A 23,473-nucleotide genomic window follows, 5' to 3' on the forward strand; every position below is an offset into this window, starting at 1 on the left:
CAGTCACATTGTTAACATCGGCCCGTGCCTGACTCTCCGCGGACTTCCCGCCCTGCCAATCACGTTTCCCGACGTGACGCACTGCGGTACGCATCCGCCGCGGCCCTCACCGGGCTGGGCGCAGCGTCCGCCGGCGCGCCGCCGGCCTCGGCTGCGGCTCCCACGTTGATCGACTACGCGATGCGCCAGATTCCGGCGCACGACATCCGGGCCGCGGGTCATGCCGGCGTCATCAACTACGTGTCGACGTCGCGGCCCGGTTCCAATTTCGGCGCTAAGCCGATCACCCGGCCCTATGCCGAGTCGCTGACCGCCGCGGGGCTGGTGATCGTCAGCAACTTCCAGTACGGCAAGCCGGGCGGGACGGCTCCGTCGGACTTCACCCGGGGATACCCCGGCGGGGTCGCTGACGCGCGCACCGCCTGGCAACTGCACACCGCAGCCGGCGGCGGCCAAAGTGCGCCGGTCTTCTTCAGCGTCGACGACGACATCGACCGCAACACCTGGAACACCGTGGCACTGCAGTGGTTTCGCGGAATCAACTCGGTACTGGGAGTGCAGCGCACCGGCGTCTACGGGGGCGTGAACGTGTGCCAGTGGGCGGCCGCCGACGGTGTCATCGGGGTCTCACGCACACCGGGTAAGCGCTGGGCCTGGCAGACCCGATCCTGGTCACGTGGTCAGGTCGACCCCGGGGCGGTGCTCTACCAACGGATTGTGAGTACCGCCTCGAACCCGGGCCCGATCGTCGGCGGGATCGAAGTCGACGTCAACGACGTCCTGGCCCAGGACTGCGGCCAGTGGAATCTGCATCCGTGAGGTCGTGCGACCGATCAGGATTTGCTGGACAAGAAGAGTGCCAGGGTAAGCATCACGACACACGCGAGGCACGTGTAGACGCCCAGAGATGCTGACGCCATAAGTGGGCTCCTGTCTGCAAAGACTTGGTTGGTCTTGATTCGTTGAGGCCGATCTACGCCCAGCTGCGTAGCTGGACGGCCGTGCCGCGATCGCCACTAAGCTAGCCGCCCGCCTGCGCCGTCGTCAACAAGACCGGCGCTGCGCCGCCCGCTCAGGACGGACTGAGTTCAGCCGTCTTGCCCATCTCCCATTCCTCGTCGGCGATCAGGTTTCGCCAGTCGACCGGCAGCGAGTCCAGCGCGTCCTCAATGCAGAACCACACCGATTCCAGCGGCGAGGCACCCGGCGCGGCGGCGGTGATCCGGCTCTCCACGTCGTAGTTCGGGGCGTGCGGTGCATCGCTGAAGGGTGCGAGCGCGTTGATCGCGTCCATGACGTAACGCCGCAACTCGGCGTATGGCCGACCACGCAGCTCCTCGGGCAGGATGGGCCTGCCGAAGATGTAGTCCTGGGCGGCATGGCCGTAGGGCACTTCGAGCTTGTGCGGCAACGGCTCCTCGGGCAACCCGCCCGCGAAGTACACGGGCACGATCGGCATCGACATCTCGATCGCCATGTCCAGCAGTGTCGATGTCAGTCTCTCGACCCGCTGGCCCGAACTCACGCTGCGTGTCCCGTCGGCGTGCACCATCACCGACACTCCGGAGGCTGCACTCTCCCGCTTGAGCTCGTCGACCAATCCGAAGAACTCTTGCGGCTGCTGCTGATCGAAATAGCGGAGATGGCCCAGCTCCTTGCCTGCGGCCGCGTCGATCATCCGCAACAGGTTGCCGACCCAGCCGGTTTCGTGTTTGGCGTGGCCGATGGTGACGACTTTCGTGCCGGTCAGCCACGATCCGATCGTGGTGCCCAACAGCGATTCGACCTGTACCTGGTGATTGGCCAGCAGCAACACCGGCCGACCGTGCACGGCCGCCATCGCGGCCGGATCGGTGACCACAACGTGGCGTACGTAGCGCGACAGCACTGCCCCCAGAGCCAGCTCGCCGAACCAGCCGTCCGGCATGCCCGCGCTCTCGGTCCACCAGGCTCGGACCGGCTCCCAGTCCGTGACCGCTGACGCGCTCGCCCGGCACGCTCCCGGCCCGAGCTTCTCGACGTCGACACTGATGCGCTCCAGCGGCAGCGCGGGGCAGCTCACCTGCCCGTCGATGATCTGAACCCGGTCGGGGTGGATCGCGTTGTGGACTGCGTCCGCGACCGCTTCCTTGGTGACGATGTCGACCATCAGCGAATCGCCTTGACTGTCGGTGCCGTACACGGCCTGCAACGTGCCCTTGAACCAGTCAAGGGTCGCCATCCGGGCAGTGTCGAGCTCGAGGACGCCGCGGCCGAGTCGCTCACTCAGCGACAGTCCCGGGACCGCCTGCCGGTCGCCCATGAAAGCGCGCCGTTCAGGGCCGCCGACTTCGGCCAGTGGCCCCTTGCTCAGCAGAAATTCGGCCATCCGGATACGCGCCCAGGGTTTTCCGGCGACGCTGAGCCACAGGTCGAAGGTCGGCATGCGGCCTTCGTCGTCGTCGAAGCCCACGAATCGGGCTTCGACATCCACGGTTCCCGCCACGGGGGTGTCGGAGTAGAACCGGGCCGAGAGGATGCGGCGCGGGAACCCGACGTCGGGGTCGCTCGCGTCGGCATACGACGCGGGGTCGGCGGTGTCGGTGGTCCACACACTCATCGCGGTGTGCGGTACGACGTGCAACGCGCCGTCCAACAGCCCGGGCTGCAGTTCGCCGACCGGCACGGCACAACGGTCGATCGCCAGGGCTCCGGTTGAGCCGTTGCGGCCGATACGGGCGCCATCGGTCAGGGTCGCGAATGCCGGACCGTGGAACACCGTTCCGTCATAGGGGTCGGCGTAGGGCACCGCACCTTCCAGCGGGGCCGGCGGCTCTGGTTCACCGCTGTAGTGCGCGGCGGTGACGACAACGGCGTGCGCGTGAATCTCCCAGCGGGACAACTCGGCTCGCGGCGCATCACGCCAGACCTCGAGGCGGCCCTGGAAACGCCCGGCCTCCTGCGCCTGCTCCAGCACGACCCGCAGCTGCTTCGGCGAGTCGACCACGACCCACCGAACCATCTGGACATCGGTGATCTCGACGACCTTGGCTCCGCCGGAGGCCCGGGCCGCCGCCTGCGCGAACAGGTCCATGACCGACATCATCGGCAGCGACGGGATCACGTACGTCGGGCAATGATCGACGATCCAGGAATCGTTGATCGGATCGAGCGCGACCTCCATCGTGGTGGTCGCGGACGCCGTGTTCTGTACCGCGGCAGCGGTATCCGCCGCGGGCGGCGGCGCTGCCGCCGGGGCCGCGGCTGACGCGGGCACGGTAACGGCCGCGGGCGTCGTGATGGCGCCGGCATCGGCCGGGGACCGCCGTTCCCCCGTGCCGGCGACGATGCGCATACCCAGGTTGCTCGCGGTGTAGATCCGCTTGTTGTCCACCCACAGCGATGCCTCGGCCACCGCGAGGATGCCGGCGTCCTCGCGGACGATCCGGGTGATCTCGACCTGTGCGGCGATCTGCTTGTTGGTGGGGATGATCTGGCCGCGATACCGCCAGGTCATGGCGTCGTGCAGGGCAGCCGGTTCGAAGCGGGCCGCCGGGCCGGCTTCCTTACCGAGTCCGAGGTCGAGCATCCCGAATTGCAGGAGCTGCAACAGCATCTCGATGCCCAGGGACCCCGGCTGGACCGGGTCGCCGAAGAAGTGCGCCTTGAAATACCACTCGCCGGGGTTGACGTCCTTGACGCCGCGCCATTGGCCCAGTCCGGCGGCGCCGCCGGTGGGCCAGCGGCCGGTGACCCGATCGACCATCAGCAGCATCGGGTCTGCCAACCGCGCTCCCGCGCCGAAGAACTCGGCGGGCTGCGTGGTCAAGTCGACCAGCGGAGCCTCGCAGGGCTGCGCCAGAGAGGCCCGTTGTTCCTCGCTGACCGGCAGACCCACCTGGTTCTGCAGCGCTTCGCGTTTGAAGTAGCCGAACACGGTGTCGAAGGTGTAGACCGGTCCGTCGTCGGCCACGATCTCCCCGTCGAAGCCGACGATGATGGTTCCCGCGGCCTTGGCGAGGCTCTTGAGCTTCACCTTGATTCGCAGCGTTCCGGTCGCCGGGGTCACCTCACGGTGTTGAGTTCCCGTCCCGTCCAGGTTGCGGAAGAACAGGTCCGCCTCACCGTCCAACGGGCAGCCGACGTAGCTGGCCAGCCAGCCGCACGGCTGCAGCGCGACCTCCATCAGCACCGCGTTGGGCATCGTCTCGTGGCCGTTGGCCGCGCCGTTCTCGGCGAAGTACCAGGCGTCGGCCGGGACGTCGTACTCCACGACGACTTCAGCGCCGGCCTTCATCACGCCGGTCTCACCGACCAGCTCGGTGACCCGAGACATGAAGTGATACGGCGGCCCGGGCAGCCGTGCCGCCTTGCGGGGCGAATCGAACTTCTCGAACAGCGGCCCAAAGGCCATGGACGGCTTGGCGATCGCACTGGCGAGCATCGCCTGGTAGTCGTAACGGAATCCGTTGACCTCGGCGACTTGCTTGGGCTCGACGTAGCCTTCGAGTTCTTTGGCACCGGAGTCCATCGGCCATCCCGGCGACAGCTTCAGGCCCATCCGCTCGCAGTGGAAGGCGGGCAGTCCGTCGACGGTGCACAGCAGGTCGGCGAAGAGCGTCGGCTCGGGTCCGGCGATCACCTCGCGAACGAACACTTCGTAGACCACCTCACGCGACTGCGGCGTGACCTGACCCCGGCAGCGCAGCTTGTAGGTTTCGAAGGGAACCGGTTCGAAGCGCCAGCCGTCGCAGTCGAGCGTCATGCCCAGGGCGGTCATATAGATCGCCATGGTCTGCATAGTGGCCTCGTACATCAGGGTGCCCGGCATGCAGGGGTCGTTCTTGAAATGGCCGGCGAAGAAGCAGTTCTCCGGCGTGACGGGCGCGACGGCCCGCAGGTACCCGCGGCCCCACGGCCCACCGGTGAAGTCCAGATCGGTCACTTCGTCGACGAAGAGCATGTCGCCGGCGTGGATGCTGGGCGTGCGCGTGTGGCTGCCGGCGCGCTCGAAGCCCTCGCCGAACGTACGCCAGATCTCGCCGGCGGCCATCGCCTCCAGGTCGGTGCGCTGCAGTGAGGTGCGCGACGTCTGGGCAGGCGTCTGCTCCATCGGTCCGCTGACGGTCTGTTCCTCCGGGCGCCACAAGATCCCGCCGGATGCCGCCAACTCCTCGTCGGTGAAGAAACCGGCTTGACCGTTACGCATCGACATCCGCTCGACACCGTCGATCGTGCAGTCGTAGTGAAAGAAGAACAGCCGCACATCACCTTGCCTGGCGTGGCCGTCCACATGGATGTCGAAGCGCAGGGTGTCGCCGATCTCCGGCAGACCACCGAGGTAGGTGACCTCGCAGCCGAGCAGCCGGTAGACCCGCTCGCTCTTGTTGAGCAGATCCGCGCCCATCCAGGAGATGAGCATCAGGTCGGCCTGCCCGCTTTCGATCATGATGCCGGCGGGCATCCGATCCTGCTGGAGCCACCAGGAGTCGGCGGTGACATCGGTTTCGGTCCACAACGTTCCGGTGCCGTGCCGGGCCGGCTCGGCGTCGATGCCCAGCAACCGATCCGCCAGCAGCAGTGGCGGTTCGGGCATCCGGACCTGTCGCGGATACTGGTCCTGCTCGGCGAAAGCCGGGCCGAAGATCTCGGAGATGTTCCCCGAGGAGTGCACGCGCAGCCCGTCCTTGTCGAGCTTGAGGCCCACCGGCTCGCGCTTGACCGTCGGGACCGGGACCACCTTGTCGGCCGGCTTGACGGGCTGGTTCGCCCGGCTTGCGCCCGCGGGCATAGCGGCGGCGGGCATGGCGACGGCGGGTTCCGCGGTGGCTGCGGCCTGCGGCTCCGGACGCGACGGCGCCGCCGCGGCTACACCCAACGGCAGCCGGGCCAGCGACTCCGCGACCGTTGCCAGTGCCGGAGGCATCGGGAGTTGTGTTGGCATGAATTGCTCCAGTTGATGAGGGGGGTTCGTTCCTGGGGCCGTGCCGCGCGGTGGCAGATGGACCGCGGGCAGGTGCGCGGGGAAGTTGAGCCGGATGGGTTTCGCGGCGGCGTTGGCCGCTGCCGGCGCCGTCAAGGCCGCGGCCTGGAGCCCGGTCGCCGAGGACACCAGCGTCACGTGTTGTCCCTGGTCGGCCATTCCGGTGAGTTCCACGGCGACGCGCCGTTGCTCGGACGTCCAGGGCTCGCCGTCGGGCCACACTCCGAGCGCTCCGTAGAGCACACCCGCGGCCACATGCAGCAGTCCCGAGGCGGCGTGCGCGTGACCCAACAGGGCCGAAAGGTTCACCGCACCTGGAACGGTGCCCAGGTGCAGACATTCGGCGTCCACCGGCTGATCGGGCAGCAGCGTCGCGTACACCGGGTTACCGTCACGACGCGCATCGGCGGCACGCTTCAGCACGAGCACGACAGCGGCGTCCGCGGGTATCTGCTCGTCGGCGTGCAGTAATGCCCGCGCCGCTGCCTGATGCACGGGTTCGCAGCTGAGGTCCACCGCCCCGACCACTGCCGCGTCGATCTCCCCGCGCCGCAATGCCCGCGCGGCCAGCTCGAGGGCGGTGGTGCCCGAGAGTTGTTCCCGCGAAACCGTGAAACTGGGTCCCCGTAAATCGAATTGGCTATTGAGGCGATTCGCCACGATGTTGGGCATGGCTCCCACCACACCGGCGGCGGTCCACCCCGCAACGACGTCGTCGCGAGCCGCGGCGAGCTGGTCGGGCTCGTCGAATTCGTCTGCCAGCCGCCAGCGCTGCCCGAATCGGGCGACTTCGGCGTCGCAGCCCATTCCGACGACGACGCTGGTGGTCTCCGGTGGCAAGCTCTTGATCAGCTCGCCGATGCCCAGGGCCGCACCGAGCAACGCCAGTTGTTGGGGTTGGGTCTGTTTGAGGTCGGCAGGCGGGAAGCGGGTTTGGGTCAGGTCCAGGCTGACCTCATCCATGCGTGCGCCGCGGGCTCCGTCGGCCATGCCGGTGGGGATCGGCTGGCACGTCTTCAAATGCTCGGCGACGGAGGCGGTTTCGTGTCCGTCGCCGAGCAGAAGGCTCAGTCCGACGATCGCGATCTCCTGCTCGGTCCGGGTTGCGGTGATCGGTGGAGCCGGCGTTGGGCCTTGTCCGTCGACCCATTCTTCGAGCAGCAGATGGGCGTTGTTGCCGCCGAAGCCGAAGTTGTTGACCGCGGCCCGACGCGGGCCGTCGCTGTCCCACGGCTCAGCCTCGGTGAGCAGCCGGAACGGCGAGTCGGAGATGAAGGGCAGCGGATCCTCGGCGTGCAGCGTCGGCGGACGTAGCCCGGCGCGCATCGCTGCGAGGACTTTAATGGCCCCCGCTGCGCCGGATGCTGTGATCGAGTGCCCCAGATTGGATTTCAGTGACCCGATGGGCACGTCGGTCATGCCGGCGAAGATGCGCGACATGCTCATCAGTTCGGTCAGGTCGCCGCGCGATGTTCCGGTGGCGTGGCACTCGATGAGGGAGATGTCGCGCGGCTCGAGTCCGGCCATCTCGTAGGCCAGCCGCATCGCGCGTTCTTGGCCGTCCTGGGAAGGTACCAGGAATCCATGTCCCCGACCGTCGTTGCTCAGGCCGACGCCCCGGATGACGCCCAGGATGGTGTCGCCGTCGGCTATCGCATCGTCCAGGCGCCGCAACACCAGGATGGCCGCGCCCTCGGCGGGCACCAGCCCGTCGGCGCCGTTGTTGAACGGTCGTGACCGCCCCGTTCGGCTCAGTGCCTGCAACGCGGTGAAGCCGATGTGCAGTAGCAGATCACTGGCGCCGTTGATGCCGCCGGCGAACATGACGTCGGCGGTGCGGTCGTGCAAGCGGTCGCAGGCCAGCTTGATGGCGTACAGCGACGAAGCGCAGGCGGCGTCGAGCGCCGTGGCGCCGCCGGTCAGACCCAGGGCCTGCGCGATGAGATGCGCCGGCAGCCCGGACATGAAGCGGTTGCGCCAGTCCACCCCGGATTCGAGGCTGGATTCTTGTCCCCGCCAGACCGTTTCGGCGAGATCCGTCATCTTCGTTGTCGGGTAGCTCAGGTTGCCCAGGACGATCCCCGCGGAACCGGGGACCTCACCTGCCCGCCATCCCGCGCTGTCCAGGGCTTGTCTGGCCGCCTCGATTCCCCACCGGTAGAGCGGGTCGAGTCCGGCGAGGTCGTCAGCGTCGATGAACAGTCCGCGGGGGTCGAATACGTCGTCGAACCCGCGGACGTAGCCGCCGTGGTCCGACCAGGTGTGGTCGAGTTCGGGTACGTCCGCCGGGGCACACAGGACGCGTGCCGGCGATACGCCCCAGTAATCCGGGCCGGGTGAGCCCAGTGCGTCGCGGCCGTCGCGCACCGTTGACCAGAGCTCGCCCACGTTCAGTCCCCCGGGTAGGACACAGCCCTGCCCGACGATCGCGATGGGATCAAACTTCACTTCGAATCAGCCGCCGTCGAGTCAGCCGCCGTAGGGATACAACTCGAGTCGTTTGAGACTGATCACCAGCTGGTTGTCGGCATCGACCAGATCAAGGTCGCAGACGGCACGGCTGGTCTTGGCGTCCCCGCCGGTGAGCACGCACCGCAGGCCCGCACCCAGCGCGCCGGATCGGTAGCGCACGATCTCGCCCACCCGCAGCGGAAGGACATTGCGACCGAGCAGCTCATAGCTCCAGACCAGTGCCGCCTGCAGACATCCGTCGACGGCGGCCGGGTCAGTCGCCCAGCCCTCCCCCGCCCAGCCCACGGTCGTCAATCCGGACAGGTAGGCCGTCGCGGCCGTCTCGGCGCAGTCCACGCCGTCGAGCACCCGGAATGCGGCACCGTGGAACAGCGCCCCACCGGTGTAGCAGGCGTCGCGGTCAATCCTGCGATTGCCCGGTGCCGACACCGGGGCGCTCGGGACTACGGCTGCGCCCGAACACATCTCGAGTTTGGCCGAGTAATAGGCGGTCGAGTCTTCGATGTCGGAGAGCGTCAACGTCAGCAGTTCGGGCCGGTCGTCGACGGGCACGCACCGCACCAGCAGGGGGTTGCCGTGCTTCTCGAACTCGTAGAGCGTCACACCCCGCAGCACCTTGAGGTCGAGCACCCGATCCACGTGGTGGCCGGGCCGGCATGCCTCGGCCATCCGAATGAACCATTCGAGTGCCTGCACGACGGGCAACACGACATTGCCCTGGACCCGGTGGTCAAGCAGGTAGGGCTGCTGCGTCACATGGGCGAGCACCCGCGCGATCCGGCCTTCCGGCGGGATCGGGTGCGTGGGCAGTCCGGCCAGCACGCCGTCGCCGAGTGTCACCTCGGAACTTGCGGTGTCACCGTCCAGAACCTCCGCGGCGAACGCACGCGCGCCGTCGGCAAGCGGTATCAAGGAGATGCCACGGGACTCGAACATCGCCTTGAGACCGGGTGTCACCATTCCGGAATCCCAAGGGCCCCAACCCAGCGCCCGCACCAGGCAGGACGGCCCGCGGCGCGCCTGCTCCGCCAGGGCCACCTTGTTGAGGATTTCATTGGCCATGGCGTAGTCGCTTTGCCCGACGTTTCCGCTGCGCGCGGCCACCGACGAGAACAGGCAGATCACCTTGAGCGCGTCGTTGGCCGTGGCATCCAGCAGCGCGCACGCGCCGCCGACCTTGGTCTCGAAGACGCGGTCGAACCCGTCGAGGGTCTTCTTGTGCAGCGGCGCGTCGGCCAGCACGCCGGCGCCGTGCACCAGGCCGGTGATGGGGCCGAACTCGTTTCGCACGCTGTCCAGCAACGCACCCAGCTGCGCGGTGTCGCGGACGTCGGCGGCGGCGTAGCGGACGCGGGAGCCGGCCGCGGTCAGCGCGGCCAGGGTGGCCCGTACCTCCCGGTCGGCCAGGATCCGCTGCGCCTGTTGCTCCAGCTGCTTCGGTGTGACCTTGAGGCCTTGCGCCGCAGCGCCGGAGAGCAGCGCCCGCTTGAGCTCCGCATCGGTGGTCAGGCCCTGGACTTCCGGCGGTTCGTCGGCGAGTTCGGTGCGCCCGATCAACACGAACGCCGCCTGGGTCTGCTGCGCCAAGGCGATCACCGAACCGGCGGTCACGCCGCGGGCACCACCGGAGACCACGATGACGTCTTGCGGACCGATGCGGTGCGTGCGGGTGCTCACCTGCTGTGCGCCCGCGACGACGGTGGTTCGCCCGTGTGAACTACCCAGGCCCACTTCGAGTTCCACCCCGCCCGCCAGTACTTCGTCGGCGATCTGCTCGGCGACCTCTTGCGGGGAACGGTGGCCGACGGCGACGTCTATTGCCTTGACCTGTGCGCTGGTCCATTCCTGCGCAGCCGTCTTGGCCAGCGCACCGATTCCCCCCGACCAGGCCCGCAGGCCGGGATCGGTGAGCAGACCGAACGTGCCACCGGTGTCTTGAACGGTGACGAAGACGCCGCCATGTTCCGCGAATTGCGCGGCGACGCGCTGTGCGTCGGCGAACAGCACCCGGTTGACGGCAAGCGCCTCGTCGCGAGTGGCGATTGGCCGCAGTCCGCCGAGGTGAATGACCGCCTCGGCGTCGGGACTGGGTTGGGCCACGACCGCCGTGCGAATGCCGTGGGTGCGCAGCACTGCGGCCAGGGCCTCGGCCGTCGCAGTCAGCCCGTCCTGCGCTGCCTCGGCCGTCACGATCTCGACGGTCCTGACGGCATACAGGCCGGGCATGCCCATTCCGCTCACCGGAGCGGCGGTGGCGCGTACCGCGTAGCGCGCCACCTCCGCTCCGGTTAACTCAAAAGGGGCGCGATCACCTGCCGACAATCCGTTGGGCGCCACCAGATCCGGTGGTGATGAACCCATCAGTGATTGCAAATAGTCAACGATCTCCTGCAGCGTCACCAACGCCGCCATCGTCGCCGTCTCCACCTCAGGCAACGACGGAACCCGATCCTGCACCGCCGACAAAATCTCAACCCGCTTGATCGAGTCGATCCCCAGATCCGCCTCAAGCGCCATCGACAGATCCAGCATCTCCACCGGATAACCAGTCTTGTCAGCAACCACCGCCAACATGTCCCCGACCAGATCCACACCCGCCGCCGCCGGCGCAACCGCCACCGCAGCGGGCGCCGGAGCAGCGGGAGCAACAGGGGCCGCAGCAGGTGCAGCCGCCGGACCCATCAACGACTGCAGGTAGTCAACGATCTCCTGCAGCGTCACCAACGCCGCCATCGTCGCCGTCTCCACCTCAGGCAACGACGGAACCCGATCCTGCACCGCCGACAAAATCTCAACCCGCTTGATCGAGTCGATCCCCAGATCCGCCTCAAGCGCCATCGACAGATCCAGCATCTCCACCGGATAACCAGTCTTGTCAGCAACCACCGCCAACATGTCCCCGACCAGATCCACACCCGCCGCCGCCGGCGCAACCGCCACCGCAGCGGGCGCCGGAGCAGCGGGAGCAACAGGGGCCGCAGCAGGTGCAGCCGCCGGACCCATCAACGACTGCAGGTAGTCAACGATCTCCTGCAGCGTCACCAACGCCGCCATCGTCGCCGTCTCCACCTCAGGCAACGACGGAACCCGATCCTGCACCGCCGACAAAATCTCAACCCGCTTGATCGAGTCGATCCCCAGATCCGCCTCAAGCGCCATCGACAGATCCAGCATCTCCACCGGATAACCAGTCTTGTCAGCAACCACCGCCAACATGTCCCCGACCAGATCCACACCCGCCGCCGCCGGCGCAACAGCCACCGCAGCGGGCGCCGGAGCGGCCGGCGCGGGCGCAACAGCCACCGCAACCGGAGCGACAGCAACGGGGGCCGCAGCAGGCGGCGCCGGCATGGTTGCGACCGCAGCAGGGGCGGCCACCGGCGCCGGCGCCACAGGTGCCGGCGCAGGCGGTGCGATGACGGGGGCCGGAGCCGCGGGCGGCGCAGGCATGGCCGGCGGCGGCGGGGCGACCGCCGGGGGAGCCGGAGTGGCCGCCACGCCATAGGGGGCTACCGGCTGAGCCGGCACCACGGTAGTGGCGGCCGGGAAAGCCAGCTGGTTGACCGGCATCGGCGCCATCCCGGTGCTGGAGACCAGAGTCTGCAGCAGGCCCTGCAGGTGGGCGATGGTCTGCTGCATGCTGCCCAGCGCACCGACCATGTGCGTCACCATCTCGGCTCCGGGACCGGACATCAGCGGCGATGTCACCATCGGAACCGCGGCGGCCTGAACCGGCACCGGGGCGTGCGTCGGGACGTGTGCTGGCAACCCGTTCGCCGCGGGAACGGTTGGATGAGTTGCTGTCATTGGGGGCTCCGATACGGTCGCGTGGCCGTTGTGGTCACTGCGGGGGGTGGCTTTCTCAAATTTTTCGGATATCTCAAATTTTTCGGATATCTCAAATTTCTCCGAGGGCCGCTGCACCGGCTCGTCGTTGATGTCAGGTCGTCCGAAGTTGGTGCCGTTGAGCTTCATCGTCAGCTTGGGCGCCGGACGGGTTCGCGGATCGTCACCGTGGCGGTAGTCGGCCCACAGGGCTTCGAAGTTCATCGGAACGCCGGCGGCCACCAGCTGGGCCAGGCCCATCCACAGCGATCGAATCCCGTTCCTGCCCTTGGCATCCAGGGAGACTGCGACGTGGTCCTGGCCGGTCAGGCACTTGCCGACAAGGTTGGTGAGCACGCTGCCGGGGCCGACCTCGACAAAGGTTCGGGCGCCGGCGGACCACATCGCCTGAACCTGCTCAACGAACCGCACGGGCTGTGCGATCTGGTTGGCCAGCGTGGCCTGCATCTGCTCGGCGCTGCCGACGTACGGCTGGGCTGTTGCGTTGGCGTAGACGGGCACCTGCGGCACGCCGAACGGAATGCCCGCCAGGTACGAGGCGAACGGGGCCGCTGCCGAACTGACGATCTCGGAGTGGAACGCCGTGGCGACGTCGAGGAGCCGCGCATTCATGCCCGCTGCGCTGAACCGCTGCGCGGCATCGGCGATCGCCGCACTGTCGCCCGAGAGCACGACCTGGTTGGGGGCGTTGTGGTTGGCGATGACCACCGACAGGCCCCACTCGCCGAGCAGCCTGCTGACCTGTTCGGCCGGCGCGGTCACGGCGCACATCGCGCCGTCGCTGCTGGCGGCGGCCTGCGCCATCAGCGCACCGCGCGCGCGTGCGATGAGCAGCGCGACGTCGTCACTGATCACTCCCGCGGCGCACAGCGCGCTGACCTCGCCGAAGCTGTGGCCGCCGACGGCGACTGGCGCGATGCCCAGCGAGCGCACGACGGACAGCAGGCTGAGGCTGTGTGCGCCGATGCCCGGCTGTGCCCATTCGGTCTTGGTCAGCTCGGCGGCCTGGGCCGCCCGGTCTTCCTCGCTGAATGCCGTTTTCGGCCAGACGACATCGTGCAGATCGCGGTCTGCGTTAAGCAGGTCGGCGCGCGCGAGTTCCCAAGGCGCCAAGGCGGGTTCGTAGAGTTGCGGGATGTCGGCACCCATGCCGACGTACTGGCTGCCCTGCCCGGGAAACAGCAGCGCTACCGGGCCCGCCTGTTGGCAGGAGTAGTAGTAGCCCTTGGGCGAGCTGAATGACGTCTCGCCGCTGGAGGTTTGCAGCTTGGCCGCGGCTTCCCCGAGCATCGTGCGCAGGCCCTCGACGCTGTTGGCGACGACGGCGAGGCGGTGCGGGCGGGTGGCGTCATACGCCGATTGCGTGCTGCGTGCGAGGTAGCCGAGCATGTCCGGCGAGTCGACCAGCGAGGCGGCCAGTTCCCCAGCCTGCGCGGCCAGTGCGGCCGCGGATTCCGCGCCGAGGACCACGAGCTCGGAGTCCCAGGAGCGGTAGCGCGGTGCATGCTTTCCGGCGCCGGAGTATTCCTCGAGCGTGATGTGAAAGTTCGTACCGCCGAAGCCGAACGCGCTGACCGACGCGCGTCGCGGCACATTCTGGTCGGCGATCCAGGGCTTGGTCTGCGTCGACAGGTAGAACGGCGACGATTCGATCTCGAGCCCGGGATTGGGCCGGTCGATCTTGATGGTCGGCGGGAGGGTCTTGTGGTGCAGTGCCATCACGGTCTTGAACAGCCCGCAGGCTCCGGCAGCTCCCTTGGTGTGCCCGACCTGGGACTTGACCGAGCCGACGGCGCACCATTGCCGGTCGGTCCGGCCCGACTCGTCGAACACCCGGCGCAGGGCGGTGAACTCGGCGACGTCGCCGGCTTTGGTGCCGGTGCCGTGGGCCTCGACGAGACCGACCGTCTCGGGTCCGTAGCCGGCGGCCTCATAGGCGCGGCGCAGGGCCTTGGCCTGACCATCGGGACTGGGGGCGTAGATGCTCTTGGCCCGACCATCCGAGGATGTGCCGATGCCGCGGATCACGGCGTAGATCCGGTCGCCGTCGCGCTCCGCGTCGTCGAGGCGCTTGAGCGCCAGCATGGACAGGCCCTCGCCGAGCATGGTGCCGTCCGACTGGTCGGAGAACGGACGGCAGTCGCCGGTACGCGACAGCGCGGTGACCTTGGCGAAGCACATGAACATGAAGATGTCGTTGAAGGCGTCGACGCCGCCGGCGATCACCATGTCGGCCTCGCGCAGGTACAGCTCGTGCAGCGCGATCTCGATCGCGGCCAGTGAACTGGCGCATGCGGCGTCGACAACGCAGTTCGTGCCGCCGAGGTCAAACCGGTTGGCGATACGCCCGGCGATGACGTTGCCAAGCAGGCCGGGGAAGGTGTTCTCCTGCCACGGGGTGTAGCCCGACGCGACGCGCTCGCTGAACGCGGTGAGCTCGTTGTCGGAGAGGCCCGCTGCGCGCAGGCCGCGTTCCCAGATCGGCCGATGCAGGCGACCGCTCATGTAGCCGGACATCTCGGTTCCGCCGGACGAACCCAGCACCACGCTGACACGTTCGCGGTCGATACCGGAGATGTCGCCGCCGGCGTAGTCCTCCAGCACTTGCTGCGCGACCCTCAGCGCCAGCAACTGGGCGGTGTCGGTCGCCGGCACAACGTTCGGCGGAATGCCGAAATCCATCGGCGAGAAGTCGACGGTGGGCAAGAACCCCCCGCGACGGGCGTATACCTTGTCAGGCGTGCGAGGATCTGCGTCGAAATAGTCGTCGATCCGCCAGTGGGACTCCGGTATGTCGGAGAACAGGTCCGCGCCCTCGACGATGTTGCGCCAGAATCGCTCGGCTTCTTCGGACCCGGGAAACAGCGCGCTGACGCCGACCACTGCGACAGGTGGATGTTTGGCTACCACAGGTCTCCTTAAGAACAGCCTTGACACAAAGCATCGAAAGCCTAAGTTTCGCCACCAGAGACGGTGAGTTGCAGCTGGGGGTCCGCTGATCATCCCGATGGCCAGACGCTGCCGGGACAATATCAGAGTGTTGCCGCCATCACACATCGAAGACGTCCGCGCTGGGCCGGCGGTGCATTACAGTCGTCCGCCTGAATGTCACGTCAGCGGGCCGCTGAACTGCTAGAAAACGGCCAGCCGGCGCATGGCGCCGAGCGGGTCAGACCGCCAGCGGTCGGGGCCTGTAGGCGAACGCGTCGGACGGGACAGGCACCCCGCAGGAGCGCGCCGCACTGGCGCGGGTCACGTGGGCAGCACCTTCAAGCAGATTAAGGGCGACCTGGACGGCCTGTCGGTTCTCGCACGCCTCCAGGTGGCTGCCGGCCACCCAGCTGTTGAACGCGCCCATGGCCGGGCCGCACCAGATCTGGTAGTCCAGCACTCGCTCGGGGATGCCGCTGATGGCCCACCGGCTCGACTGCCCCAGGTACCAGCGGAACACCAGTGCCATCTGGTACTTCGGGTCCCTGGAAGCGAGTTCGAGAACCGCCGGGTCACGCTGTTGCCAGTACCGCTGGGTGTCCGCCCATACTTCGGCGACGGTGGTGCCCAGGATCTTCTCCAGCTCGGGACCGTGCTTGGCGACCACGCTGGCCAGGTCGGGGTTGCCCGCGTACCACTCGTAGAGCTTCTTGCCGCGCGGGGCGAACATCGTTCCCCGTTTGAGTACCTGCAGGTTGACGCCCATTTCGAACATGTCCGAGGCGGGGGCCATCATCACGTCCGCGATGCCGGCTTTGGCGAGCATGGCGCGCCCGGGCGCTGACAGGCCCGACTCCACGCAGGCCTGGTTGACGGTCCCGGTCAGCACGTAGGCCGCGCCCATCGCGAAGGCGCCGGCGACGGCCTGCGGTGCGCCGAGGCCGCCCGCAGCACCCACCCGCACCCGGCAGTTCAGCTGGTGCTGCTGGGCCAGCGAATCGCGCAGCATGACGATCTCGGAGAAAAGCGCCGGCAGCGGGCGGTTGTCGGTATGCCCACCGCTGTCGGATTCGACGGTGATGTCCTCGGCCACCGGCACATACCGGGACAGGTCGGCTTCGCGCTGGGTCAGCTTTCCGGCCGCCACCAAGGCGGACACCAGTGCCGCCGGTGCCGGCTCCATGAACATGCGCGCCACCTCGGGCCGCGACACCTTGGCCATCACGTGGTTCCTGCGCACGATGTTGCCGGCCGGATCGGTGTCCAGTCCCGACAGTGCGTAGTGCACCACCGCGGGGGTCAACTTCATGAATGCCGAGGCCTCGACGACGGGAACGCCGCGCGCGATGAACAGTTCGGCGACGCGTGTCTCGAGGGAGGCCTCATTGGGCGAGTGGATCAGGTTGGCTCCCCAGGCGAGGCCGGGCCGGCCGGCCAACGCCGCCTGAATCTCGGCCAGGCCCCGCTCCACCGCCTCGTAGGAGAGCCCGCCCGCACCGAAGAAGCCCATCATTCCGGCCTCGGCCATTGCGATGACCAGCGCCGGCGTCGCGATGCCGTTGGCCATCGCACCGGTGACATAGGGGAAGCGGACGCCGTGCGCCTCGCAGAATTCGCGGTCTCCCAGCCACTCGGGGTAGATCGCGGGCAGGGTCCCTTCCAGGGCGAATTCCGATTCCCCGGCCCCGACCACCTCACCGCCCCGGGCCAGTCCCAGCATCCCGGTGGCCGTTTCGCGCACTACGTGCAGGGGGGTGCGTACGTCGCCGATCATGTCGGCGATGTCCTGCGGGGCGAACACGGCGGACGCGGCGGCGGGGCGCCAACCCAGGCCCGGGCTCGCGTCGGTCTGCTGATCCAGTACTACGCCAGGTCGCTCGTTCACAGTCGGTTCCTCTCGATCACCGGTGCTGTGAGCGCTCGCGCCGAGGGGCCTGCGCACGAACCGGAGAAAACGATGAGAGTTTCTCATGGACCGCGATGGCGGGGAGTCTCCCCACCGGCAAACGGGTATAGGGCTGCCATTCGGCGCCAGCGGCGGCGCCGGTGGACGGAGGAATCGCTGCCGTGGGTCAACTATCGATGGCGTCCTTGCTGCGCCGACGTTCCGGGCTGCGCCAAATCACCGCCGGTCTCGGCGAGCTCGACGCCGAGGTATTCGAGGCAATCGCCCACTCGCCCAGCCGACTACTCGACACCACCATGCCGGTCCTGACCCGCGCCGCCGACCACTCCAAACTGTGGCTGGCCCTGGCAGCCGCCATGGCCGCGACCGGGGGCCCGGCAACTCAGCGGGGCGCCGTACGCGGCGTGGCCAGCCTGGCACTGACCAGTTTGGTGACCAACCAAGTGATCAAACGGATCCGACCACGCGCACGCCCCAACATCCTGCTGGTGCCCCTGCTGCGCCGCGCCCACCGGCTACCGCTGTCGAACTCGCTGCCATCCGGACACTCCGCGAGCGCGGCGGCGTTCGCCACCGGGGTGGGCCTGGAGAACCCGCTGTTGGGCCTGCCCGTCGCGGGGCTGGCCGGCCTGGTCGGTCTGTCCCGCGTCGCCACCGGCGTCCACTATCCCGGGGACGTACTCGCCGGGCTGGGCATCGGTGCGTCGATCGCGGTGGCCGGAGCAAGGCTAGTGCCGCCGATAGCCTCTCCGCCCGCGCCGCACACCACGGCCCTGCGAGTCCCCTCCCCCGCACGTCCCGACGGCAAGGGCATGACGTTGGTGGTCAATCCCGAGTCCGGCGACGGGCGTGCGGGCCAGGTCGCGGCGCAGGTGCGCGAAGCCCTGTCGGCCGTCACCATCGTCGAGGTCGGCCCCGACGACGACCTGGCCGAATCGTTGCGCCGCGCCGCCGCTTCCGCCGAGGTGCTCGCGATCGCCGGCGGTGACGGCTCGGTCGCAACAGCCGCGCATGTGGCGGTGGAACACGACCTGCCGCTGGCGGTGTTTCCCGGCGGGACGTTGAACCACTTCGCCAAGGACATCGGCTGCGACACCACCGCAAAGACCATCCGGGCCATCGCCGACGGCAGCTTGTCGCGGGTGGATGTGGTGCGATTCAACGACGAGACAACCGTCATCAATACGGCAAGCATCGGCGCCTACCCGACGTTCGTGCGCCGCCGGGAACGGTTGCAGGGCAAGCTCGGAAAGCCGGTGGCCAGCGCTTATGCGATGCTGATGACGTTGCGTCGTGAACGGCCGGTGCGCATCTCCTACGACAACAAGACGCTGCAGACGTCGCTGTTCTTCCTCGGCAACTCGGCGTATCAGCCCGAGGGCTTCGCGCCGGCGGTACGGCACCGGATGGACGACGGGTTGTTGGATGTGCGGATCCTGGAGACCGGCCGGCCGTGGTCCACGTTGCGCATCCTGGCGGCGCTGCTGACCGGACGGCTGCAGCGCAGTCGGCTCTACCACGAGTTGCGGGTTCCGCAGTTCCGCTTCGCCGCAGTCGACGGACCGGTGCCGATCGCCCACGACGGAGAGGTCGACACCCCGTGCGTGGAAGCCGAATTCACCGCGTGCTACCGCGCATTACAGGTATTTCGGCCCATGCCCTCGGGCTCGCGGTAGCGACCCGGCCGGTCATCTCGGCGGACGCAGAAGTTTCATCGCGGCCCGTAGCACCGGCGCGGGGATGCGGTCCTGCATCGCCAGCGCGCCGGCGGCGGCCCGGGATCGCAGCGGTGTGCCGCGACCGAACATCCGGTTGAGCGGTCCGCCGGACGGCTCGATCTCGACGTGCAGCGGCGGGGTGCCGACCGCGGCGCCCAAAGCCTGCGCGATCACCATCCGCTGGATCTCGCTGGTGCCTTCGAAGATGGTGTACAGCTTGGCGTCTCGATACCACTTCTCCACCGGATGGTCGGTGATGTATCCCCAGCCACCCAGGGTCTGCACGGCCCGCTCGGTGACCCGCACTGCGACTTCGCTGGCGGCCAGCTTGGCCATCGATCCCTCGCCCCGACTGAATCCGATCCCATTGGCCGCCATCCAGGAGGCCCGCCAGGTCAGCAGCCGCGCTGCGTCGATCGCGGTGGCCAGCTCCGCCAGCGGGAACGCAATGCCCTGGTTGTCGATGATCGGGCCGCCGAATGCCTCCCGCCGGGTGGCATAGTCGGTCGCGTATTCCAGTGCAGCACGGGCGATGCCGATAGCCTGCGCAGCGACCATCGGCCGGGTCTGCTCGAAAGTCCCCAGGGTCGCGGAGCCGGATGTTGGTGCACCGGCCAGGATTTCGCGGGCCTTGGCAAGCTTGTGCTCGAGTTTGTCCGGCCCGCCAAGCAGGTTCTCGGACGGGATGCGGACGTGGTTCAATCGCAGTTCGGCGGTGTGGGAGGCCCGGCAGCCCAGCTTGTCGAGTTTGCGGACCATGTCCAGCCCGGGCGTGCCACCCGGCACGATGAACAATGCCTGGCCGCGGTGGCCCAGGTCCGGGTCGACGACGGCGTTGACCACGTGCACGTTCGCGATACCGCCGTTGCCGATCCACATCTTGTGGCCGTCGATGATCCAGTCGTCGCCGTCGCGGCGGGCGGTGGTGCGTAGGTTGCGAACGTCGCTGCCGCCTTCGGGCTCCGATATCGCCAGCGCTGCGAGTTTGAGATCGCCTGGAGTACCGAAGCATTCAGGGGCCCATTGCAGCATCTGTTCGGCGGTGGCGGCCTGCCCGATCGCCGACAGGGCCAGCGCCGGCATCACGATCGCCAGCCCGATTCCGGCGCAGCCCCAGAACAGCTCTTCCATGAACATCGGCAACGACAACCCCGTCGAGTCGCCGATCAGGTCGCGGTAGAACAGTGGGCTGTAGAAGCCCTGCGCGGCAGCCTCTTCGAGCACCGGCCACGGGAAATCCTGGCGCTGGTCATAGTCGAGTGCGACCGGCCGGATGACCGATTCAGCGAACTGATGGGCGCGGCGGGCCAGGTCGTGCTGTGCCGTGGTCGGCGTGAGGTCGAAGGCCATCGCAGGGTCCTTGCCGTCCTTGCGGCCCGCTGTAGCCGCCCGAACACCTGGAATTGCCGCTCCATCGCCGGGCCAAACGCGTCGGCCGGCTCCGGCGCCGTGATTCAGGAGGCGATCAGGGTGTCGATCTGGTTGAGCGCCGAGGTGGAGCCTTCGACGACACCCATGTCCAACACCTTGTGCAGGTCTGCGGCGGAGGTGAACGTGCTCGCGTACGTCGCGCGGGTTCCACCGTCGTGCTCGACGAAGGTGTAGACGTTCCTGGAGGTCGGCATCCCGGGATCCGGGTTGAAGTCCAGATCGGCGAAGCCGTCGTCGAAGGTGAAGCTCCCCGGCTCGTCGACGGCGACGATCTGCCAGTAGCCGGCGTACTTCTCACCGTCGGGACCGGTCATGAAGTAGTTCGTGCGTCCGCCGGGGGTGAGGTCGTGGTCGACCACGGTCGCGGGGAATGTCGGTGGACCCCAGACTTTTTCCAGCTGGCGTGGGTCGGCGTAGATCTGCCAGATTCGTTGCACCGGCGCGGCGAAGTCGGCGGTGATGGTCAAGGTCAAGGCCTCGATGTCGTGTTGGACGTCGATCACAGGCATGGTGCGGACCTCCTAGGTCTCCTCGGACGAGATGAGTTCGTCGATACGGGCGATGCGACCACGCCAAACCTGTTCCAACTCGGTGAGCATGGCCGCCACCGACCGCACCGCGGCGACGTCACCGCGGGCCAACTGCTCGCGGCCGCTGCGGCGCTTGGTGAGCAGGCCGGACTTCTCCAACACGGCGACGTGCTTCTGCACCGCGGCGAAGCTCATCTCGTACTTCACCGCGAGGTCGGAGACCGAGTGCTCTCCGGCCAGCACCCGGCGCATGATGTCACGCCGAGTGCGGTCGGCAAGTGCGTGGAACAGGGCGTCCACCCGGTCGTCGTCGAGCGTGATCACCCAATAATCGTACAACCGATTGGTTGTAGATTGTCAAGGGGGGCCGGCGAAGCCGGGATCGGATCAGACCAACGGGAACCAGTAGTCGAGAGTCTCCTCGACACCTCCCCAGTCGATGCCCATCCAGTCGGTGAAGAACTCCTCGATCTTGCCGAAAGCGTTGTAGATCATCTCCACGATCGAGTTGAACAGTCCTACGAACACACCACTTTCGATCAACCCGCCGCTTGTCAGCGCACTGATCCAGGTGCTGAACTCGTCGATATCACCGGAGAGGTCGATGTTGGTGATCAACCCGTCGGTGCTGAAGGTGTGGTTGGCGACCTCTTCCGGCGTTAGGCCCAAGTACATGACGTGCTCCCAGAGCAAGCCGAGCATGGAGTTCGACGCGTAGTCGGCAACGGGGTCACCGGGGAACTCGTAGATCGTGGTGGTGAAGGCGTCGTTGGGGGTATGGAAGCCGTTCAGCAGTGGGTACAGGTCGGAGGTGTTGGTGGCGCCGGAGGGATCCGACCACACGCCGGTCGTACTGGACGGATCACCGATGAAAACGAAGTGCAACGCCCCCGACGGGATGACATCGTTATGGGCCAATTGGGCCATCGCGATCGAGCCGGCGGTGGCGCCCTGCGAGTAGCCGAAGACCCACAGCGGGTGCTCTTCGTCGTAGGCGCCGGGGTTGGCGGCAAATTCGGCCTCCACGGCCTGGACGATCAGTGCCGCCCCGGCGAAACTGCTGTGCCCCTGCAGGATGAGTTGCGGGGTGGTCAGCACCTGAAGCGCAGAATCGCAGCCGGCGGAGCCGATCACGCACACGCTCGCGTCGTCGCCGGCGTCGAAGCCCAGCGGCCGCAGGAACAGATCGGCCGCAGTGTGGGCGAACTGCGCCGACGGCGTGGTCAACATGGTCCCGCCGACGAAGATCGCGGTGTCCGACAGCAGGGCTATTTGGCGCGCGTGCGCCGTTTGGACGACCGGGGTTCCGACGACACCGGCCGCGATCACGCTTGCGGCAGCAAGCGGCGCGAAAACCTTGGTTGCGTTCATGCCCGAGTCTCCTAAGGTTTATGTATGAGGTAGGGAAGAAATCCTGAAGATCCCATAGTGGCAGTCTCGCCGCAGACACGTCAATCGGCATACCGCTCCGGGAGAACGCCGTTGCCCACCACGTTCGATCTGATCCGAGAGCCGTTGACTTGCTCCGATTAACCCTGCCATGATCGCCCTCAGGTTTAGCTTTCGATTTACTCGTGTGATTTTTAGCTATGACCATCGGAGTGGGTCTGGCACGAATGATTCGGAAAGGCGGCATGCCCGTGGTGAAGGACGCCCCGCGATGCTGACCAAGCTCTGCGCACCGATCGCGATCGCCGGCATCGCGGCAGGCGGTGTGCTCGCCGCCCCGCTAGTCCATGCCGCGTATACCGATGTCAACCTGCAGGTCGACGTCGACCTGTTGGCCGACACCGCGATCTTCGTCGGTCCGACGATCCTGTCGACGCCGTCTGCGACATTCGCCCGGACCGCGGCCGACCTGTTCCTGCGGCCGCTGGGCTTCGACGGTGGCGACGACCCCGCTTCATGCCTGATCGGTTCGGGCACGTGTGACGCGCCGCTGCAGCTGCTGGCCACCCCGGGCCTCATCCAGGTCGGCCACAGCAGTTTCGCCGGTGCGGCCGAGATCGTGCGGACGGTACAGGCCGAACTCGCCGCCAACCCCGGCGCCTACGACGCCGAGCATCCGTTGTGGATTTTCGGCTACTCCCAGGGCGCCACCGCCGGCTCGATCGCGATGGCCCAACTGGCCCATGACGGCGTCGACCCGCAGGCCCTGCACTTCGTGTTCATCGGCGACCCGACCGCTCCCGACGGCAAGTATCCGAATGCGGTCGACGACGGGTCGCCGCACACCAACTTCTCCGACACCTGGATGCTGTACGGCAAAGAGACCCCGAACGACGCCTTCCCGACCACGATCTACACCATCCCCGGTGACCCCAACGCCGACCACACCTCCACCTCGCCGTACGGCGATTTCTACGAGCACATGATGTACCTGGGGCTCACCCCCGATCAGGTGGCCAACCACACCGCCACCACCGACGACCTGCTCACCACCATCAACATCTCTACTGACTTCGACCAGTTCGGCGCCTGGCTCAACGCGTGGGGCCACGGACTGGCCGACAGCAGCTGGTGGGATGGCCTGTTCTACTCCGCCGTGGCGTTCGTCTACAGCGCCTTCGGCAAGCTCGAGGACTTCTTCGGCGACTGGATGGGCCTGGACTGGGGCGGGGTCGAAGAAACGCTGGACTACTGGTTCCCGACGGTCTGAAACATCGCGCTTCGCAAA

Annotated in this window: 10 protein-coding genes; 3 read left to right on the forward strand and 7 right to left on the reverse strand. The window is 67.6% G+C overall.

From position 1 onward, the window contains the following. Nucleotides 1-24 precede the first annotated feature (24 nt). Nucleotides 25-819 (forward strand): DUF1906 domain-containing protein, encoded by a 795-nt coding sequence (locus ACKY0X_RS22150; RefSeq protein WP_065041909.1) that lies wholly within the window; start codon nucleotides 25-27, stop codon nucleotides 817-819. 253 nt (nucleotides 820-1,072) lie between these two features. On the opposite strand, the gene ACKY0X_RS22155 is transcribed toward ACKY0X_RS22150, so the two are convergent. The 3 genes from ACKY0X_RS22155 to ACKY0X_RS22165 all read right to left on the reverse strand — a co-directional run bounded on the left by ACKY0X_RS22155 (nucleotide 1,073) and on the right by ACKY0X_RS22165 (nucleotide 17,096). Next, nucleotides 1,073-8,410, reverse strand: a complete 7,338-nt coding sequence (locus ACKY0X_RS22155; RefSeq protein WP_409427741.1) for a beta-ketoacyl synthase N-terminal-like domain-containing protein — start codon at nucleotides 8,408-8,410, stop codon at nucleotides 1,073-1,075. Nucleotides 8,411-8,431: 21 nt separating this feature from the next. Further along, complete coding sequence (locus ACKY0X_RS22160; protein ID WP_409427742.1) at nucleotides 8,432-15,190, reverse strand: SDR family NAD(P)-dependent oxidoreductase; 6,759 nt, start codon at nucleotides 15,188-15,190, stop codon at nucleotides 8,432-8,434. A gap of 259 nt (nucleotides 15,191-15,449) precedes the next feature. Continuing rightward, nucleotides 15,450-17,096 carry a PfaD family polyunsaturated fatty acid/polyketide biosynthesis protein gene (locus ACKY0X_RS22165; protein ID WP_409427743.1) on the reverse strand — a complete coding sequence of 549 codons (1,647 nt, stop codon included), beginning with the start codon at nucleotides 17,094-17,096 and terminating at the stop codon, nucleotides 15,450-15,452. 197 nt (nucleotides 17,097-17,293) lie between these two features. Between ACKY0X_RS22165 and ACKY0X_RS22170 the strand changes: the two genes are divergently transcribed. After that, nucleotides 17,294-18,793 (forward strand): bifunctional phosphatase PAP2/diacylglycerol kinase family protein, encoded by a 1,500-nt coding sequence (locus tag ACKY0X_RS22170; RefSeq protein ID WP_409429743.1) that lies wholly within the window; start codon nucleotides 17,294-17,296, stop codon nucleotides 18,791-18,793. Between the two features lie 12 nt (nucleotides 18,794-18,805). Here ACKY0X_RS22170 and ACKY0X_RS22175 read toward each other — a convergent pair whose 3' ends face one another. From ACKY0X_RS22175 to ACKY0X_RS22190, 4 genes are all read right to left on the reverse strand, one after another. After that, nucleotides 18,806-20,185, reverse strand: a complete 1,380-nt coding sequence (locus tag ACKY0X_RS22175) for an acyl-CoA dehydrogenase family protein (protein ID WP_409427744.1) — start codon at nucleotides 20,183-20,185, stop codon at nucleotides 18,806-18,808. A 104-nt stretch (nucleotides 20,186-20,289) separates the two neighbouring features. Then, the gene (locus ACKY0X_RS22180) at nucleotides 20,290-20,775 is read right to left on the reverse strand and encodes an SRPBCC domain-containing protein (RefSeq protein WP_409427745.1); all 486 of its coding nucleotides are present in this window, start codon (nucleotides 20,773-20,775) and stop codon (nucleotides 20,290-20,292) included. Between the two features lie 12 nt (nucleotides 20,776-20,787). Then, nucleotides 20,788-21,120 (reverse strand): ArsR/SmtB family transcription factor, encoded by a 333-nt coding sequence (locus ACKY0X_RS22185; protein ID WP_409427746.1) that lies wholly within the window; start codon nucleotides 21,118-21,120, stop codon nucleotides 20,788-20,790. Between the two features lie 63 nt (nucleotides 21,121-21,183). Beyond that, entirely contained in the window at nucleotides 21,184-22,167 is a 984-nt protein-coding gene (locus ACKY0X_RS22190) for a PE-PPE domain-containing protein (RefSeq protein WP_409427747.1), read from the reverse strand. 289 nt (nucleotides 22,168-22,456) lie between these two features. Here ACKY0X_RS22190 and ACKY0X_RS22195 point away from each other — a divergent pair, with 289 nt between their 5' ends. Then, the gene (locus ACKY0X_RS22195; protein ID WP_409427748.1) at nucleotides 22,457-23,455 is read left to right on the forward strand and encodes a PE-PPE domain-containing protein; all 999 of its coding nucleotides are present in this window, start codon (nucleotides 22,457-22,459) and stop codon (nucleotides 23,453-23,455) included. The last annotated feature ends 18 nt before the right edge of the window (nucleotides 23,456-23,473 follow it).

Origin of the sequence: Mycobacterium sp. SMC-11 (assembly GCF_046250095.1) — a bacterium.
GTDB classification, from domain to species: domain Bacteria; phylum Actinomycetota; class Actinomycetes; order Mycobacteriales; family Mycobacteriaceae; genus Mycobacterium; species Mycobacterium heraklionense_A.

What these genes read in the sequence shown, in the direction of transcription:
- ACKY0X_RS22175 (WP_409427744.1), bottom strand. Translation starts at nt 20,185, where the DNA reads ATGGCCTTCGACCTCACGCCGACCACGGCACAGCACGACCTGGCCCGC.
- ACKY0X_RS22190 (WP_409427747.1), bottom strand. Translation starts at nt 22,167, where the DNA reads ATGAACGCAACCAAGGTTTTCGCGCCGCTTGCTGCCGCAAGCGTGATC.
- ACKY0X_RS22180 (WP_409427745.1), bottom strand. Translation starts at nt 20,775, where the DNA reads ATGCCTGTGATCGACGTCCAACACGACATCGAGGCCTTGACCTTGACC.
- ACKY0X_RS22195 (WP_409427748.1), top strand. Translation starts at nt 22,457, where the DNA reads ATGCTGACCAAGCTCTGCGCACCGATCGCGATCGCCGGCATCGCGGCA.
- ACKY0X_RS22170 (WP_409429743.1), top strand. Translation starts at nt 17,294, where the DNA reads ATGGCGTCCTTGCTGCGCCGACGTTCCGGGCTGCGCCAAATCACCGCC.